19 protein-coding genes are annotated in these 17,798 nt (G+C 42.6%); 11 read left to right on the top strand and 8 right to left on the bottom strand.

What is annotated here, in order from left to right; all coding sequences use genetic code 11:
• Positions 1-12 precede the first annotated feature (12 nt).
• The 6 genes from ACJJI7_RS04425 to ACJJI7_RS04400 all read left to right on the top strand — a co-directional run bounded on the left by ACJJI7_RS04425 (position 13) and on the right by ACJJI7_RS04400 (position 4,399).
• A complete protein-coding gene (locus ACJJI7_RS04425) occupies positions 13-522 on the top strand; it encodes a phage major tail tube protein (protein ID WP_020414339.1) in 510 nt (169 codons plus the stop codon).
• Positions 523-622: 100 nt separating this feature from the next.
• A complete protein-coding gene (locus ACJJI7_RS04420) occupies positions 623-895 on the top strand; it encodes a phage tail assembly protein (protein WP_282952293.1) in 273 nt (90 codons plus the stop codon).
• Between the two features lie 173 nt (positions 896-1,068).
• Positions 1,069-2,784, top strand: coding sequence for a phage tail tape measure protein (locus ACJJI7_RS04415; RefSeq protein WP_282952294.1), 1,716 nt, complete (start codon positions 1,069-1,071; stop codon positions 2,782-2,784).
• On the top strand, positions 2,781-3,221 hold the full coding sequence (locus ACJJI7_RS04410) for a phage tail protein (RefSeq protein ID WP_020414342.1): 441 nt from the start codon (positions 2,781-2,783) through the stop codon (positions 3,219-3,221). The genes ACJJI7_RS04415 and ACJJI7_RS04410 overlap by 4 nt, the downstream gene beginning before the upstream one ends.
• Complete coding sequence (locus ACJJI7_RS04405; RefSeq protein ID WP_020414343.1) at positions 3,211-3,420, top strand: tail protein X; 210 nt, start codon at positions 3,211-3,213, stop codon at positions 3,418-3,420. Before ACJJI7_RS04410 ends, ACJJI7_RS04405 begins: the two co-directional genes overlap by 11 nt.
• 10 nt (positions 3,421-3,430) lie before the next feature.
• Positions 3,431-4,399, top strand: coding sequence for a contractile injection system protein, VgrG/Pvc8 family (locus tag ACJJI7_RS04400; RefSeq protein ID WP_444902565.1), 969 nt, complete (start codon positions 3,431-3,433; stop codon positions 4,397-4,399).
• A 190-nt stretch (positions 4,400-4,589) separates the two neighbouring features.
• Here ACJJI7_RS04400 and ACJJI7_RS04395 read toward each other — a convergent pair whose 3' ends face one another.
• Positions 4,590-5,057: a hypothetical protein gene (locus ACJJI7_RS04395; RefSeq protein WP_353375566.1), complete on the bottom strand. Its 468-nt coding sequence runs from the start codon at positions 5,055-5,057 to the stop codon at positions 4,590-4,592.
• A 659-nt stretch (positions 5,058-5,716) separates the two neighbouring features.
• On the opposite strand from ACJJI7_RS04395, the gene ACJJI7_RS04390 reads away from it, so the two are divergent.
• Together ACJJI7_RS04390 and ACJJI7_RS04385 are read left to right on the top strand one after the other, a co-directional pair.
• The gene (locus ACJJI7_RS04390; protein WP_282952297.1) at positions 5,717-6,199 is read left to right on the top strand and encodes a hypothetical protein; all 483 of its coding nucleotides are present in this window, start codon (positions 5,717-5,719) and stop codon (positions 6,197-6,199) included.
• Positions 6,200-6,524: 325 nt separating this feature from the next.
• Positions 6,525-6,845 carry a hypothetical protein gene (locus ACJJI7_RS04385; RefSeq protein WP_020414347.1) on the top strand — a complete coding sequence of 107 codons (321 nt, stop codon included), beginning with the start codon at positions 6,525-6,527 and terminating at the stop codon, positions 6,843-6,845.
• 791 nt (positions 6,846-7,636) lie between these two features.
• On the opposite strand, the gene ACJJI7_RS04380 is transcribed toward ACJJI7_RS04385, so the two are convergent.
• Together ACJJI7_RS04380 and ACJJI7_RS04375 are read right to left on the bottom strand one after the other, a co-directional pair.
• Positions 7,637-7,837 (bottom strand): hypothetical protein, encoded by a 201-nt coding sequence (locus tag ACJJI7_RS04380; protein WP_475717130.1) that lies wholly within the window; start codon positions 7,835-7,837, stop codon positions 7,637-7,639.
• A 403-nt stretch (positions 7,838-8,240) separates the two neighbouring features.
• Positions 8,241-8,381, bottom strand: coding sequence for a hypothetical protein (locus ACJJI7_RS04375; protein WP_475717114.1), 141 nt, complete (start codon positions 8,379-8,381; stop codon positions 8,241-8,243).
• Between the two features lie 1,068 nt (positions 8,382-9,449).
• Here ACJJI7_RS04375 and ACJJI7_RS04370 point away from each other — a divergent pair.
• A complete protein-coding gene (locus ACJJI7_RS04370) occupies positions 9,450-9,722 on the top strand; it encodes a hypothetical protein (protein WP_282952299.1) in 273 nt (90 codons plus the stop codon).
• A 69-nt stretch (positions 9,723-9,791) separates the two neighbouring features.
• Here ACJJI7_RS04370 and ACJJI7_RS04365 read toward each other — a convergent pair whose 3' ends face one another.
• On the bottom strand, positions 9,792-10,706 hold the full coding sequence (locus ACJJI7_RS04365) for a LysR family transcriptional regulator (RefSeq protein WP_020414350.1): 915 nt from the start codon (positions 10,704-10,706) through the stop codon (positions 9,792-9,794).
• A gap of 121 nt (positions 10,707-10,827) precedes the next feature.
• Between ACJJI7_RS04365 and ACJJI7_RS04360 the strand changes: the two genes are divergently transcribed.
• Positions 10,828-11,550 (top strand): SDR family oxidoreductase, encoded by a 723-nt coding sequence (locus ACJJI7_RS04360; RefSeq protein ID WP_020414351.1) that lies wholly within the window; start codon positions 10,828-10,830, stop codon positions 11,548-11,550.
• Between the two features lie 132 nt (positions 11,551-11,682).
• Here ACJJI7_RS04360 and mmsB read toward each other — a convergent pair whose 3' ends face one another.
• Both mmsB and ACJJI7_RS04350 read right to left on the bottom strand, forming a co-directional pair.
• Positions 11,683-12,573, bottom strand: coding sequence for a 3-hydroxyisobutyrate dehydrogenase (mmsB, locus tag ACJJI7_RS04355; protein WP_282952301.1), 891 nt, complete (start codon positions 12,571-12,573; stop codon positions 11,683-11,685).
• Positions 12,574-12,615: 42 nt separating this feature from the next.
• The gene (locus ACJJI7_RS04350; protein ID WP_444902566.1) at positions 12,616-14,127 is read right to left on the bottom strand and encodes a CoA-acylating methylmalonate-semialdehyde dehydrogenase; all 1,512 of its coding nucleotides are present in this window, start codon (positions 14,125-14,127) and stop codon (positions 12,616-12,618) included.
• Positions 14,128-14,552: 425 nt separating this feature from the next.
• Between ACJJI7_RS04350 and ACJJI7_RS04345 the strand changes: the two genes are divergently transcribed.
• On the top strand, positions 14,553-15,611 hold the full coding sequence (locus ACJJI7_RS04345) for a hypothetical protein (protein WP_444902567.1): 1,059 nt from the start codon (positions 14,553-14,555) through the stop codon (positions 15,609-15,611).
• 126 nt (positions 15,612-15,737) lie between these two features.
• Here ACJJI7_RS04345 and ACJJI7_RS04340 read toward each other — a convergent pair whose 3' ends face one another.
• Positions 15,738-16,457, bottom strand: coding sequence for an alpha/beta hydrolase (locus ACJJI7_RS04340; RefSeq protein WP_444902568.1), 720 nt, complete (start codon positions 16,455-16,457; stop codon positions 15,738-15,740).
• A 368-nt stretch (positions 16,458-16,825) separates the two neighbouring features.
• The gene (locus ACJJI7_RS04335; protein ID WP_353375570.1) at positions 16,826-17,428 is read right to left on the bottom strand and encodes a GNAT family N-acetyltransferase; all 603 of its coding nucleotides are present in this window, start codon (positions 17,426-17,428) and stop codon (positions 16,826-16,828) included.
• Positions 17,429-17,798: the final 370 nt, after the last annotated feature.

The raw sequence follows: 17,798 nt of genomic DNA, 5'->3' as shown, positions 1-17,798 counted from the left end.
GCGGGGAAACAAATGCAAGGTTTTATTTTTAAAGATATGGAGCTCTTTGCTGATGGTAAGGGGTATGCCGGTTTGGTGGAGGAGTTTGAAGCACCTAGCCTCAAAGTCGTTACTGAAGACTATAACGGGGGCGGTTTAGGGGCCGCTATTGGGATAGATATGGGCAGGGTCGAGAAACTGGAAGCTAGTTGGACCCTGGCAGGCTACCATGCCGAAACATTGGCCCAGTGGGGTCAAGCAGGACAAGCTGGTACACCCTTAACCCTACGCGCGGCAGCTCAAAGTGAAGCCGATGGCTCGGTGGTACCGGTGGTTATTAAGATGCGAGGGCTGGTGCGTACTTATGAAGCAGGTTCTCATAAGCCCGGTGAGATGAACAAACAGAAATACAGTGCGGAACTGCGTTATTACTCTGTGAGCATTGATGGCCGTCAAGTCGTTGAAATTGACGTGCTAAATGGCAAGCGTGTTGTTGATGGTGTTGACCAGACGGCAGAGCTTCGCGCTGCTATTGGCCGATAACCCAGGCTCTTAAGAATTTTCAATTCCCTTTTTTTTTATCACTCTCTAAATTGACTTGCCCACAAGTTCTTAATGCTTGTGGGCTTTTTTTGAGGAAAATATGTCCGAGAACGCAATTAAGCTGGATTTTCCAGTTGAATATCAAGGTATTATCTATTCCGAATTGCAAATGCGGCGTCCCAAGGTGCGTGACTTGCTAGCTATTGAGCGTAAACAAAAAGAATCAGAACGCAAACGCCAGCCGGTGGGAGATGGTGAGCTGGCGACTGAAACCTATGCCAATCTCTGTGAAGTCTCCCCCGCAGTCATTGAAGATATGGATGCTGCAGACTTCAAAAAACTAGATGAGACCTATGAAGGTTTTTTATCCTAAGCGCCTCTGCTATCCGAAGACTATTAATAACTCTGGCTAGCTGGACTGGCTGGAGTCTCACAGAACTCTCAAATATGAGTTGTGAGGAACTGAGTAGTTGGGTTGATCATCTGCCTAAAGATGAAGCTGTACCGAGGCAATCTATCTAATTTACCCCCTTTGGATCCGTATCCATGAGCAAGTTTTCCCTATTAGTGAGCCTAGATGGCACCTTAACGTCTGGATTTAAAAGTGCTGTTACACAAGGCCAGACAATGTTGCAACGCTTTAGTAAGTCTATTAACGAGACCGATGAAGCAATGGCTGCGGCCGAGGGTTTAAAAAAGCAACGAGATGGTCTTTCCAAACTGGAAAGGCGTTACGAGGCCAGTAGTATTAAAGGGGAGAGAGCTCGTCAGGTTGTTGAGCGTAAACGTAAGGAGCTTTGGAGAGCAGCCACAGCGGCTCAAAAATATGGTATCAGTGTTGCTAATGTGGATCGAAAATTAGAGCGCTTAGAAAGACGCTCGGCAGGCCTTAAATCCCTCGGGCGTCTACCTGGCATAGCTAAAAAATCCATCTCTCACTTAAAAGGCATAGGAGCAGGTGCAACCACCGCAGCTTTAGGGCTTTTCAATTTTGTAAAAAGTACGGCTGACTCAGGTAATCAAGCGATTGATACCGCTAACAAGCTTGGGTTCACTGTAGAGGGATTGCAGCAGTATCGTTTTGCCGCAGAGCGCTCAGGCATAACTGCCAAAACCTTTGATATGAGCGCCCAGAATATGATCAAAGGTATTACTGCGGCTGCGAAGGGTGATGTGAAGGCATCGTCTGCACTTAAAGATCTGGGTTTGGATGCACAGAACCTGGCCCAGATGAAACCTGAAGAACAATTGAAAGTTATAGCGGACGCTATGGTGACTATTGAAAGTCAAAGTAAGCGTATATCTATAGCGGATAAACTTTTTGGTTCTCAAGGTATCGACATGGTCAACATGTTAGGCGGTGGGAGTAGTGGGCTTGAGCAGATGCACCAGGAAGCTAACGCGACAGGTAATGTTTTAGACCGTAAACAACTTCAGCTTGCAGCGGATTTTAACACTAGCTGGCTAAAATTGACCACTACGCTTACTGGCTTTAAAAACCTTCTTGCTACTGAGCTGATGCCAACACTTATGAGTATGTTCAAGGATTTTACGCAGTGGCTACAAAAACCAGAAGCTAAAGAGTTTATCCGTAATTTTGCTCTAGGTTTAATCGAAGTGGTTAAAGGCGTTGGCTCTTTAGTCAGTAAATTTAGTGAATTTGGCGGAATAGCTAAGTCTATTGGTGCTGTGCTAACTGGAATAATGACTGTTGCGATATTGCCTTTTATTAGCTTGTTATCACTCCCTGGGATTATTATTGCAGGTATCGTTGCTGCCGTAGCCTTACTCTGGGTGCACTGGGACAAAGTTGTTGCAGCGGTTGGTAAGTTTGGAGATTGGCTTAAAGAGATTCGCGATAAAACTTTGGGTAGTTTATGGGATAAGCTACCTGAAGGTGCACGTAAATCCCTAACCAAGATCAAAGACTTTGCCTTCAAAATATTGGGTAAAAGTCCTTTAGTTTTGCTATTTCGTGGAGCCTCCTGGTTGAGTGGAAAGCTGTTTGGTAAAGAAGAGAATCCTGAAAATCAGCCAACGACAATAGACATGCAAGCAGATGTACGACCTCGAGGTGGCAGCAATATCATGGTACAAAACAGTATTAACTCTCCAATCAATATTTACCCTTCAGCAGGGTTAGATGAAGAGTCCATAGGACGCAAAGTAGGTGAAGAACTGGATAAACGTCAACGAAGCCAAGAAGCTCAGCAACGCAGTGTAATGTTTGACCTGGGTATAATGAATGGAGCGGCGACATGATGAATATATTAGAAACTTTGCTGAAATTAGGAGACGTTCCATCAGAAACTATGCTGAAATTAGGAGACTTTCCATTTGCTCTACAGACCGCTGGTTACGATCAGTTGCGCCAGGCATGGAAATTCAACTGGCAGAATAGTAACCGTCCTCGGGGGTATCCACAGCCTCAATTTACTGGGCAGGGAACACGTGACATTACTCTGAGTGGGACAATCTATCCTTTAGAGTTTGGTAAGCCTAATCAACTTCAAGAAATGGCAGATACTGCTGCTCAAGGAGAGCCTTTACAGCTTGTATCCGGAATGGGTGAAGTAATGGGGTTTTGGGCAATTACCAGTATAGAGCGCACCGACAAAGATCCATTGGCAGATGGAGTGGCTCGCTGTGTGGAGTTTTCTATTTCTTTGACGTATTACGGAGCAAAGTATGGTCACTGATTACCGTACAAGAGCTGGGGATGTCCTGGACCAAGTTTGCAAAAGTTACTATGGCCGAGAGTCCGCCGTACCGGAAGTGCTAGAAGCAAATCCTAAGTTAGCCCTTTTGCCTTCAGTGTTGCCAGAGGGCGTGCGTATAATTCTGCCAGAATTGAGCGATGCGAAGGTAAAAAGTCCAATGATTAACTTATGGGATTAGAGGTTTTTCTATGCAGCCGCGTTTTGTAATAGAGGTGGATGGTATTGAGGGAAGTGAACTCAACCAAAGAGCTCTAGGCTTCACATGGGTGGATAAGGCAGGCCAAACTTCTGATACGTTTAGTGTCATTTTGGATGATACGGAAGGTCGCCTAGCTATACCGCGAAAGGGTGTTTTAATTTCCGCTCAGCTAGGTTATGGCAATGACTTACAAATGTTACCAAGGTTTGTTGTAGATGAGATTGAATTAAGTGGGCCGCTGCGTCAGATGACTATAACTGCCCGTGGTAGCAACTTTCGTGATAAATTAAAGACGCATAAATCACGTAGTTGGGATAATCTCACTTTAAAGGAGCTAATCACAGAAATCTGTAAAGATAACCGTTTAACTCCAGTTGTGGCTGAATCCCTAGCAAAGCACAAGTTCCAGCATCTAGATCAAACCAACGAAAGTGATATGAACTTACTTACTCGTCTTGCACTGGAAATGCAGGCTATAGCCAAGCTGGTAGAGGATCGTCTGATTTTTGTTCCAGTAGATGAAGCCAAAAGTGCCAGTGGTAAGAAGTTACTTGAGATGCAAATTAACTCAGATACATGCGAGAACTGGCGATTTACCCTACCCGATCGTAATCTCTATAGTGGTGTTGAAGCTCGCTGGCATGACCCGCTTACCGCTACAGAGCAATTGGTATTAATCGGCGATCGCAGTGGGGCGGTAGATCGGTTACCACAACTGAGATCTGGACCAACAGATGCGGAAACTGCAGCTGCTGCTCGTCTACGTAATCTAAACCGCCAGAGCGGAAAGCTGTCATTTACCCTGGATGGAAATCCCAATCTTAGAGCCAAAACCCCTCTGCGCTTAAGTAACTTCCACCAGCAAATTGATGGTGTATGGACTGTGGATCAGGCTACCCACAGTATTGGGAAAAACCAGCGTTACACAACGCAAGTTCAAGCGGCGCTACAGCCATAGCTTGCTGAAAATTCGTAAGTATCAGAGTTATATTATTAGCTTTATGGTCAGAGAAATAGTTTTCATTCACGGTAAGTATTCTCTGCTTTATAAGTGGGATAACTTCAAAATCAGCTAATACACCTCTCTCGATAATAGGTGATTACTTATTAGTTAAGTATGTGTAATAGTAGTTTTCTGAGGTTGATGTTTAACTTTTTTGAGCCAGCTTCGCAAGTACCTGAACAGAAACCCTGGCGACTAACTCTGAGGAAATTTCGCCATTGTTCTCCTGGGCGTAACGATACAAGCTACCGTATGCATCAGCCAGTACCACGTCTGGTAAAGTATCCGGATCCAGATCACACTCATCGCGTAAATAGACCACGATAGCATTGACGCACTTACCAACTAGCAGAAAGTCAATTTGTCGTAATTCTGTTTCGCCCTCACCCGTCGCCCAATAGCCAACACTACTTCCCAGTGCATTGGCGATGCGTTGCTGCTCAATTCGGTCTCTAGGCAATACATCATTGTTAAGCCAAGCTGCTGCTGTAGTCTTGCCAATACCGAACTCCTTGCAGAAGCTAGACAATCGACCACGCCCTACGGGGTAACCTTTTTGAGTGAGGAGCTTATGTAAACGTTCACTAGCTCCCCGGCCTTTGGGATCTTTCAAAGTTTCACTCTTCTTACCAGTTTTCACTGTTTTCATGCTTCATTTTGTCTGTTGGTGAACCACTATCATAAGTCCATTATAAATGAACCTTTCAGCGGGGAACGAACGTCGCTTCCTTTAAGGCACAGGCACATTCTAATCGGTAGAACTCACTAAGCAACTATAGAGCATGTACTTTTGTACGAGAAGTTGATAACTCAGTCTACAGCTCCATCTAGCAAAAAATTACCCTTTTTGTGAGGGGTAAGCCCATTCGAGATGAACGTTACACAAAAAATCTAGAAATAAATGTTGATAAAAGTACGTTTCAAATGTACATTGCCCCACATGTTCACTTTAAGTGAACATGTGGGGTGGTCAGCTGTTGGCCTCTGTACTTTGACAAAACTCCTCCTGGCTTAATTGTTAGTAGGGAGATATTTATAGTTGAAATAACAACAAATACAAAGAACTAAAGCGCAACTGTCGTATTAAGAAAATTCTCGATCCTTAAATAAAGGAAAAAAGGTCATACCGGCTAAATAAAAAAACTATCCACGCTGACAATGAAAAAATGATATCACTGAAACTTGAAATAATTTATTAATAGTTACTTACATCAGAGTGACATTCTAAAAATTATAGATCGCCCTTGTTCACAGGATTGGGACTATAAATTTATGGCGCAATTAGATAACAAACTAAAAAAAGCTTTAGAGCAACGCTTAGAGGAGTGGTTGCAATGGAGCTCCGCAGGGTATGACGGCCTTCCCCAAGGGTTATCAGGAGGCGGAAATATAATTGCTGCACTTATGTCTAGTGGTGGTGAAATAATACGATCAACTTCTCCGCATAATGGCTATCAATGCCCTCGAGCAGAAGAAGTAGATCGCTGTCTAATGACGTTAGGGCAGCTTCTATCTGAAGCTCGTCAAGTCGTAGAGTTAGAGTTACATGCTGGCAAGCCGGGCCTTGAAACTCAAGTTGCAAGAGCCAAGTCTATTCAAATGAGTCGTCGTCAATATGTGGAGTATCTCAATACTGGACGCTGGATGTTAGTTGGCATGTTGTTCGGAAAGGCTAACGCAGCAAACTTTAAAAAGACAGCGTTTGAGCAGCGCCAACCTCGCACTCCACGGATTAAAACCTGGCATGCAGAATAAGTATAAATTCATAGGCAGTTTCCTAATATGATTAAACACCCTACAGTAGGGCGCCCTCGCCGGAAGACAGATAGTCAAGGCCGCCTACAGTGTTGCATATGTCGCTACTGGCAAACTCCTGAGAACTACTATTTAAACTCCCAAAATAGTAGTGGTCGCGATAGTCGATGCAAATCCTGTGACAGCCTACGACGTAAAGATGCGCGTCAGAAACGAAAACGAGTGGCCATAATTACAGAGGCTAAAAGTAAATTTATTCATTGGAAAAGGCCTTCAACTGAAGAGTAAATCTAATCTACTGAAAAGTTATATGTAGGAGTTTTAAATGGATGCTACAGTATTAGGCATAATGATAATTATTGTCTTATTACAGATTGTTAATTTAGGTGATATGTTGTGGAATCGTTTTGGTCCAAAGCTACTTTTAATTAATTATACTGTTAGTGGGGGAGAGGCAGAGAAAGCTTGGACTCTACATTGCAGTAATTTTGGTCGTGTTCGTGGACCTATCTCAGACGTTGGGTTAGACTTCTTGGTTAGTGAATTCGTTAAAAGAATGCAAGTAGATTACCCAGATATAAATGGCTATAGCTTGAATGGGGTAACGATATTAGATACCGCAGTACCGCTTCCCAAGGAAGATTAAATATTTATATTTATTTACTTATAGTATGAAGATAAGTAGATGTGAAGTCTCTTGCTGAGATGCTAGTTATAAGTGAAGAAGTTTATAGATTTGCTAAGGCTGCTCGGAATAAGATATCTGCAGAAATTTATTTGTGTGTATTGATAGAGGCAACTTGAAAAGAAAGATGACTTAAGATTATCGGACAAATTTTTAATTGTAATTAAAAGAGCTTTATGTGAAATTCAAATTTTCATTTTTTAGAAAAAATGATGGTTTATGAATATATTGTAATAATTTTTATAATTATACTATTGTTCTAATCGGTCGGATGGCATATTGAGGTTTGTCTATATTAATTTTCTTATTGTGGAGCAGTCATGAATGAACTTAGCATGACCATTAATCTATAGTATTTTGCTGAAGTTTTTTACCAAATTTCACTGCTTTTTTTGGCCGATATGACATTTTTCTGTTTAGGCTAAAAAATTTTTATTAATAGGTAAAATTAATTTATGTATTTAAACAAAGTGCCCATAAGGTAGAGTTCTGACCAAATTTTTTTGGTAGATGCGGTAAGCAAATATTATCCCCAAGCCAGATTTTTACATGGTTTTCGTAAGCTTCAAAATAAAGTATTTTTATAATTTAATATTTAGGATTTTTTGTTCTACTCTTTCTACGATACAATTTATATGTTCTAGGTTTACTGGCGGTGTTGACTCTCCAAAATGACGTCTGACTTTATCCATGGCTTGGGGAAAACGTTCATTACTGATTGATTTCAACGGATAGTCGGTTACATCTGATTCTTAACCTTTAAGTGCGTATTCTTGATAAGCAGTGCAAAGAGCAACCTGAGGGCGGTTAGCCAGTATGTTAATCATTTTCAGGCCGGATAAAACAGGCATGTGAATATCCAATGGTATCAGATCAAATTCCTGATCAGCTAGAAAAGAAAGTCCTTCAGCAGCCCTATAACACTGCTCTGCTATTTCAAGATCAACATGTATATGGCTTTGGTGTATATGGATATCATGAGCTAATGGTTCATCATTTATAATTCAGGTTTTCATAATTGTATTGTTAGTTGAGCATGCCAATGCTGTTCCTGCAACTACCCTTTGTAGGGTAAAACTTTTTGGTTGTCTTAATTGTAAACGATGTTTAATATTTTCCAGACCAATACCTACGGTGCTCTTATTGATAGATTGATCAGGTGCGCGATTAATAGATTCAAACATTAATTTGTTACTTTGCACATATAAAAGGATGTGATCAAAGCATTTATCGTGGCTGATTTCAGCACTATGTTTAAAGGTATTTTTTACTAGTATAATCAGTAGTAGAGGCGGAATTTTTTTTGATTCCTCTGGTAATTTATATCTATTCCAATCCTGTAGAGAAATTCTACTCCTAATTTTTTAGTTCAAAATAATTTTGTAAATAGGCAGGTTTATCTTTTAGTACTACTTCAGCTGTTTGACCCTGATACACCAAATGGCGTAGAAGGTCAGATAATATCAGCAGCATCGGTGCCGCTTGATTCGACTGCATTAAGCGTAATGCATATAGACTGTTTAGTGTATTAAAAAAAGTAGGGATTAACATGTTGTTGTAACATTCTTAGCTCAGTCTGGGTCTGTTCATTTGTCAGTTCAGCGAGCTTCCGAGTATTGTGTTCTCGCTCGAAGGCCAAAATTAAAGGAGTGGTGACTAACCAGAAAATCAAGACCACAAGCAAATTTAGTGTGTCGAAAGGTTTATGATTTTCTGATGGTAATAAACTTAATGTAGGAATATTCAGGGGTAGTTGTAAGATAAGGGTGCCAAATAAAGGGTAAGATAGCAGTCAGGCCTATCGCCGTGCAGTTCATAAAACTGCATACCAATGGTTTGGCTAACGGTTTGGCTAATGATTTGGCCATTGGTTTGAAATGGGATTAAATGAGATAGAGCCTTCTTGGTGGAATCCATAGCTAAGTATATAGAGCTGTTGATGCTGGAACGTTATCAGGGAAGAGTTGCTATGGAAGGGCTGATCTCCTATGAGCGATAGCGATATCAGAGCGCCGAAGTCCATAGCCATAAGCCAAATCTTAGCCTGGTCAGCGCTGAGTCCTCACATGGCAGGTATTCTCGTGCTACTTTGATTTTTGCTCGAGTGCGCCAGGTCATTGGTGACACACTTATTCTTGCTGCCTTAGGTGAATTGGGTGAACAGCATAGTTATCCAGCTCCACCAGCAAGCTCTTTGGATTTTTTTTGAAACTCTTGTGGGCAAGGCTCGAGCCCAATGAGAATTGATTGAAACTTTATTTATCTAACCGGTACCTGTAGCCAACTGGTTGGAAGAATTGATCGCAGGAAAATCTTAGAAGCTCCCATTTATTTCTATGGTAAACCCCCTAACTGGAGGAGGATGTTATAAAATATAGTTCATCCTATTCTGGAGTTAGTTGGGTAGGTTGTGTCTGCTGCTGATCAAATTAAAGTATTATGAAGTACCTATTAATAATCGTATTGTTTTATTCATCTACATTATGGGCTTTGGAAATAGAACCTTTTCAAACAGATGGTTGTAGTGTTTTTCCTGATGGGACTGTTGAGCATGGAGAACTATGGATGAGCTGTTGCCTGGCTCATGACTACGCTTACTGGAAAGGCGGTACCTATGAAGAGCGCAAGCTGGCGGATGAAAAATTAAAAGCTTGTGTTGTTGGTACTGGTGAGGACGAAGTTGCGCTACTAATGTTGGTGGGAGTCCGTATCGGTGGGACACCCTTTTTGCCTACACCTTTTCGGTGGGGGTTTGGATGGCCTTATTTACGTGGTTATAAGTCGTTAACTTTGGAAGAGTTAGAGGCGATTAAGCGAGCTGATAAATCAGAGGAATAAATATTTTCCGAGACAAATTTTTAATAGAATTTTTTTTGAAAACAAGAAGAAAAATAAGCAGGTGCGGAGTTAACCAGCCGGACCATTTTCCAGTAAGAGTTGATATGCGTTAGGGAAGCGCTCTTTTAGCCATTCCATAAGACTGCGAACTCTTATTAGCTGGTGCTTCAGGGGTGGGCACACCATAGACAATATCGTGGACTCTGACCAGCCAGGTAAGATTTCTACAAGCCTGTTCCCGGCAATATCTGCTTGCACATAAACATCTGCCAAGCGAGTCACTCCCAGGCCAGCCAATGATGCGAGATGCATAGCCCGGCCGCTGACGAGTTTAATTCCTTGATTAGCTTGAACAACCTGTTGGGCTTTACCTCGTGTCATGACCCATTGGTCAACACTGCCATAAACCAGAGGCACCAGGGAAAGGTCAGAAGGTTTGGTTATAGGCCCGTGGGTACTTAAAAAGTCGGGGCTCGCGACATACCGGGTTTTAATATTATGCAGCTTGCGCACTATCAGCGATGAGTCCGGCAGCGTACCCATACGGATGACCAGGTCGTATTGCTCTTCAACCAGGTCTACACGTACGCTGGAAAAGTCTAAGTGAACCCGCACTTCGGGATATTTACGCTGGAAATCTATCACGAGTGGCGCAATAAGCTCTTCACCAATCACCCCGCCAACAGCATTTATCCGAATACTGCCTTTAATCCCTGCTTTGCTCTGAGATGCCCACTCCGCGGCAGTATCCAGCTGCTGCATTGCCAGTTTACAACGCTGGTAATAGCCCTCACCGATTTCCGTCAGTCGCAACTTGCGGGTGGTGCGGTAAAGGAGTTGGACCCCGAGAGCAGCTTCCAACTCAGATACTTGCTGGCTCAGATTGGCCTTGGAAAACCCACGGTGCTCGGCGGCGGCAGTAAAGCTCCCATATTCTGCTACAGATAAAAAGGCCCTGATGGCTCGCCAGGATAGTTTGTTCATTAAAACCAAACAATGTTTTCAGATTGGTGAGGATAATCATCATAGTCGTAAATCCTATACTTGGTCCATCAAATGAGTGCCGAAAGATAGACCGGCTATGGAAAAGAAAAGAGAGATTGTTATGACCAAACCACTTATTGTGATTACTGGAGCCAGCTCAGGCATCGGCGCCACCATCGCTCGGCATATGTCAGATGCTGGATATCCCCTTCTACTGTTGGCGCGCCGTTTGGAGAAGATGGAATCCCTTAATCTACCTAATACCTTGTGTAAGAAGGTAGATATCACCGATCGAGAGGACCTTGAAGCAGCAATTAGAGAAGCTGAACATCAATTTGGCCCTGTTGATTGTTTGATTAACAATGCCGGTATGATGCTTTTAGGTAATGTGGAAACCCAAGACCCTACTGAATGGAGGCAGATGTTTGATGTGAATGTGCTTGGAACTCTAAATGGTATGCAGGCAGTACTTGGCGGCATGAAAAACAGAAAGCGTGGCAGTATTATCAATATCAGTTCACTGGCAGGAGTGAAAACCTTTATTAACCACGCTGCTTATTGTGGGACCAAATATGCGGTTACGGCCATTGGTGAGACGGTACGAGAAGAGGTCGCATCCAGTGGCGTACGTGTGATGACAATAAGTCCAGGTGCAGTGGAAACTGATCTTGTAAGCCATACCACTTCACAGGCAATTATTGACGACTATCTAAAGTGGAAGGATTCTATTGGTGGCGCAATAAATGCAGATGATATAGCACGCGCAGCACTATTTATGTATTCACAGCCTCAACAAGTAACTATCAGAGAAATCCAGATAGCACCTACAGGACAAGAGCGCTAATAGTTAATCCCAAGTATAATTTAGGCCTCTCTTTTATAGGGGCCTACAACAGTTAGGTCTAGTTTTCTAAATAGATTATTTTTTCCTGAGGAAACGCATTCGTACTTAATTCCAGCAGATTTCAGGTAGTTATCAAGTCTTCTGGAACATTCGCTGTATACTGGAAAAATCCAGCTCATGATTGCCTGCAAGATCATGTAGCCCGTAAAGATTACGGGCCAGGGAACCAAGTGGAGTATAACTTTGGCTGTTATTTGCAGCCTGCTGCGCAAGTCCCAAATCTTTACACATCAGCTTCACCATAAATCCACCGGTGTAATCCTTACTTGCGGGGGTATCAGACATTACACCGGGATAGGGGTTATATTTTTGCAGTGACCAGTTGGCCCCAGAGCTATTCGACATTATCTCGCTGAGTACAATGGGGTCGAGGCCATTATCTACCCCGAGTTGCAAGGCCTCGGCTGTACCAATCATATGAATGGCCAGTAGCATGTTATTGCAGATTTTTGCGGTTTGTCCTGCGCCTGCGGGACCAGCATGGAAGATATTGGCCCCCATATGCTGAAGAATTTCCCTTGCTCGCTCGACATCGCTATGGTTTCCACCGCACATAAAACTAAGCGTACCTGCTGCTGCACCGGCGACACCACCAGATACAGGAGCTTCAATAGCATGTAACTTTTTATCTTGAGCAGAAGCAAGAAGTCTCTTGGAGCTCTTTGTCGAAATAGTTGAGCAATCGATTACCAATGTATTTTCGGTAATTTGCTCCAGTAATTTCTCTTCATCAAGATAGAGTGATTCGACGGCACTATCATTAGGTAGCATACTCACAATAAAATCTACACCCACAACTGCTTGATGTGGAGATACACACTTTTCTATACCTTGCTTTTCTGCGTTATCGAGGAGCTCTGTAACGGGATCATACCCTTTGACCTGAAATCCAGCTTTTACCAGGTTAGATGCCATTGGAGCTCCCATATGCCCCAATCCAAAAAAGGCGACTGATGTGGCCACGATGATCTCCTTAACTGAACGTAGTTTAATGCACTTTTAAATTTATTTGAGCTGTATAGTCATATTGGTATGCTCCGCATGTTCGATATCGGAGTCGAACCACCGCGCAGTTACCGTCTTCGTTTCCGTATAAAAGCGCACGGCCTGCTTTCCATAGGCATGTTGATCCCCGTAAAATGAGGCTCGCCAGCCAGTGAAGCTAAAGAAAGGTAGGGGGACAGGAATGGGAACGTTTATTCCTACCTGCCCCACTAAAATTTCATGCTGATATTTGCGAGCGGCGGCACCACTGGAAGTAAAAATTGAAGTACCGTTACCATAGGGGCAAGAATTGACCAGATGGATAGCATCTTCCAGTGAATCCGCATTGACGAGACATAAGACCGGCCCAAATATTTCGTCAGTGTAAATGGACATCTCTGGAGAGACATTAGCAAACAGGGTTGGCCCTACCCAATTCCCATTGGGGTAACCTTCGACTGATATATTGGAACCATCCAGCAGGCAGTCTGCGCCTTCTGCCTTTCCTTTCGCAATATACCCCAATACCCGTTTCTTGGCTGTTGGAGAAATCAGTGGGCCAAAGTCAGAGTCTGGATTTGTCCAATGGCCCGGTTTAACTTTGGCCATGGCTTCACGGATTTCAGGTATCCATTGCTGTGCTTCACCTACTAGCACCACGATTGAAATTGCCATGCATCGCTGACCTGCCGCACCAACAGAGGAGCCGACGATATTATTGATTGCAGCCCTCTTGTTAGCATCAGGCATAACAACCATATGGTTTTTAGCTCCTGCAAATGCCTGGACTCTCTTTAAGTGCTGAGTACCTGTCTGATAAATATGACGACCTACGGGTACTGATCCAACGAAGGATATTGCCTTGATGCCTGGATCTTTCAGTAGGAAATCTACCTGCTCACTACCTCCATGTACTACCTGTAAAACTCCTTTCGGCGCACCGGCCTCCTCAAAGAGTTCTGCGAGCTTACAGGGAGTAATCGGGTCTTGCTCTGATGGCTTGAGGATAAAAGTATTGCCACAAGCTATTGCCATGGGAAACATCCAGAGGGGAATCATTGCAGGAAAGTTGAACGGAGTTATTCCGGCACAAACACCTATTGGCTGGAGGTAGGAATAGCAATCTATACCAGTGGCGACATTTTCAACGGTCTCGCCCATCATCAGGCTGGCAATATTCGCTGCGTGTTCGACCACTTCAATACCACGCCAAACATCGCCCTTGGCATCTTCAAAGGTTTTACCAGTCTCCTCACTCAGTATTTCAGCTAGTGATTCCTGGTTTTCCTTCAATAAAGCTTGATATTTCAACATTATCCGAGCTCGTATGGAAACTGGTGTATCTTTCCAGTCGTTAAATGCCTCGGTGGCAGAAATTACTGCATTTTGTAGCTCTTTTGAAGTTGTATATGGTGCATGGCAGAGTGTATCCCCTGAGGCGGGGTTGGTGACATCTAGCCATTTTTTGCTGTTAGAGTTTACCCATGTACCATTTATGTAGATTGGGAGTTTGGGAGGAATAGATCTATCCATTTTAAGAGAGTCAGGCTGGGAATTGGATTTTCTTATTTTAGATGTGATTCAAAAATAAAAGAGAAATTATCCGCCACATATTATTTAAATAGAACCTAAAATTAACCAGTTTTAATGATTCTAGGTTTTTTGGTCGGGCCGATATCCCTTGATTTCACTAATTATTGTTAAAATTATGTAATAGCATTCAATATAAAAAATATTTTGATTTTAATTGTGGGCTCTCTCTCATTTTATGCAGTCTAATGTTGGTGGGTATCCTATCTGGTTGATAAAGACTGTTATGCTCCTGTTCGCCAAAAAACCGGCTTAGCTGTTTCTAGCTCGGTGGGCTTTTCAATCTGACATTTATTACTATTTACATTTTTTGTAAAGGATAGTCAGTTATATTGCTGGTCTACAGTATTTCTCATGGGAAGAATGCTATGCGCTGCTTTATTAAATTAAGATATTTTCTATTTGCTTCAGTATTGATTTTTTCACATATAAAAGGGTACGCAACAACTCTAGATGACGTAAAGGCTCATAACCCAACCTCAGATAAGACCTGGGCCGAACAGTGGTTCTACAATATTGCGGTTCCTGATGTAGGCTACTTCAAGGTCAGCTTTCAGACATATATTGCTCCAAATTTTTCTGACCCCATTCCAAAAGCCTATATTCATCTGGCTTTTACGCCAATAAATGGAGAATCTGTAAAATATGATTTGTTTTTGGATGAGGTGATTTTAACTCACCCGGGTGATCCCGGTAAGTTTTATTATGAAGTGCCCGGAGTCCTTGTGGCTGATGATGAAGCTATTTGGGTGAGCCATGAAAATTTTAATTTCAGTATGCGATGGAATGGTGAACACCATCATTATTGGCATGGTTTGAATCCGGGGCAAACACCATTTGGTATTATTCCTGAGATTCCAGGGGTAGGGGGGCGATGGTTTCTATACACGGTAGGGACTCCTATACAGTATAGCTTTCACGATGGTACACAATCACTGATGGGAGTAGGGTATGCCCAGCTGGACAAAGGTTGGTATGACAAAGAGTCCAGTGCGGGGATGGCATACAGTATGGGGCTATCTGATAAACTTTACTATATGTTTACTGGAGCCAAGCTTGGTAATTCTGACTTTGAAATGTGGGCTGGTCGGTATATTTCTGATGAGCACGATTTGATATTCTATCCTGCGTTTAATAATTTATCTGTTAAAAGGGTGATAGACTCATGTTCTGGATTTATGAGAATTGAACTCAATAAGATAAGATATAAGCTTGTTGTGGAAGCTAAGGCTGATATCAATAGTTTCTATCCTCTTGAATTTCCTTCTGTAATTATTTTTGGTGGGGAGCAGAGATATATGAAATCTATGCAGGCTAACGTAAATTTCTCGCTTTATAAAAAAGGAGATCTTGTTGAAACAGTCACAATGCCGCAAGCCTTGCTGGAGTTTAGTGGTCCACTAGCGTGTGATGATTTTTTTGAATAGCTGTTGAATTGATTTTACTTACTTTTACTTTTAGTTTTTATTTGACATTCAGTGATACAAAAAGTATCACTGAATGCTGAAATTATGATGAAATAAAAATATATTAAGCATGCAATCCTCACCATACTAATTTAGCCAATTAACAAGTAGCTCATACTCATTTTTTCCGATCACTTCCATGCTGGGATGATTTCTCTCCCTAAGTAAGACCAAATTTATATTACTATCTGTTAAGTCCTTAAATTCGCTATAGGGGGCAATAGGGTCTGATGATGAGAGGAATAGAAGCGTTGAACTATTGGAGGAAATTAGGAGTGCTTTTATTCTTGTGTCGTCGAGATAGATATTGGCTTTTTCTAGTGCACGAGTAGCTCCTTCGCGGAAGTTTTTTTCTGGAATAAGACCGCTGATATCTTGGCGAGAGGCAGAGATTCGTGCAGTGGTTAGGGCTCCCATTGAATGGCCTAGCAAATAGAGATTATCTTTCTTAATAATGCTTTTTTGGATAAGGTTATCGACCAAAGCGTTGACGATCTCACTGTCGCCCACTCCAAAGGCTTTTTTGCCACCTGATTCTCCATGACCCAGAAGGTCTGGGATTACTACGTCAAACCCAAGAAAGCGAAAATAGAGCGCTGAGCTAAGTATGAACTCCTTTGAAGCGCGAAATCCATGTAGAAGTATTACAGTACCTGAAAAAGAACTTTCCAAAGCATTTCGGTTAAGTTTGAGATTAACTGTACTTTCAGACTTGTAGGATTCAACTTCAATAGAATAATTAATTTTCTTATTGATCAAAGCAGTTGCATGAAAATAGTTAACACAAAGATTGTTTCTCCCTGGCAATATTTACTCTTATTGAATCCCCATAGCTGAATCTGTTCTTGAGTAACTAAGCGATTGTGTGGGAAGCTTTTTGAGTTATTAATATACGAGGGGATACTTGAAGAGCAGGATGATATGCAGAAACATAGTACGAAAATAGAAATAGTTTTTTTTCAGCTTCATTTACTTTTTTTAATCGTTGTTTGACTTTTTATCAGCTTAAAGGCTGATTGTTTAATGTGTAGCTGTTAATGCTTGGATTGCGGGTATTGGAAAGAATATATTGCTGACCGGCTAGTCAGTGCGTTATGTTTTTGGAGATTCGGCCAAGGTAATAGGTCGATGAAGGACTGCCAAGCCATACCAGGCAGCCCCTAATCGATGGTATTTCAGTTTAGATTAATTCGGTTATCTTCTGACTTCTGCTCAAATTCGATAGTTTGCGCTGCCGGCTGTAGATTTAGAGTATAAGTCAGTAAGGTGTAATCTCGAGCGTCGGCCTGGCAAACAAAGCCCATTGACCTTGCGAAAGAATGAACGCGTTTGTTTTCGGCAGATTCAATAGAGTAGATACGCTCTAAGCCTTGTTCTTGGGCGCAGTGAATTAGGCGTTTTAACATCAGTCTACCAAGGCCAAGGCCCTGCCAATCATCACTAACCACTACGGCACACTCACAGGCTCGTCCGTCTGGATCTACTGCATAGTGTGCGGTGGCAACCGCTCTCTGGGCGTGGTCGCTACTGCAAAGGGCAATAAAAGCTTCATGAACCTGATGGTCGTTGTCGGTGAGCAGTTCAATCAGTTGCTGGCTCGCTTTACAGCTGCCCCCAATAAAGCGATCGCGTCGGGTTTGGGGGGAGAGGTCCTCAATGAGCTCTTTCTCCAGCTGCCCGTCACTGCGGCAAATAGGGCGGATTGATACCCTGCGCCCGTTGCCGAGAGTGATTAATTCTATTTTTCGTTCCGGGGTAACTCTGTTGTTAAATGACATATCAATAAAAATCCCAACTGCGCTTGGCAGCTTTGTTTCTAGTTCGCAACGGGGGTGGATATCAAAAAGATAGACGCTCGCGTTGCGAACGCAAAACTATATTACGGTCGCGCTGGGCGTTTCCCTAACAACCCCTATGTATAAGGCTATGAAGCCTGGGTGTTAACAGATAGAACTATACAGTCAGTACATTTATGTTATAGTGCCCGCGCTGTGATTTCTCAGCTGCGTCATTTGTAGGCCGGTATTTCACCGGTGCCCTCCCAGGAACATTTCTTAAATTCTTCCCGGAACTTTCTACTGAATGCCGCGCGCCGGACGACCGGTGAATAGACGGCTGTATGCATTGAGCACCAACAAGCTCTGTATG

The sequence above is a fragment of the Microbulbifer variabilis genome, from assembly GCF_056232115.1.
Note: the sequence above shows the minus strand (reverse complement) of the source record. Positions and strands in the feature narration are given on the sequence as shown.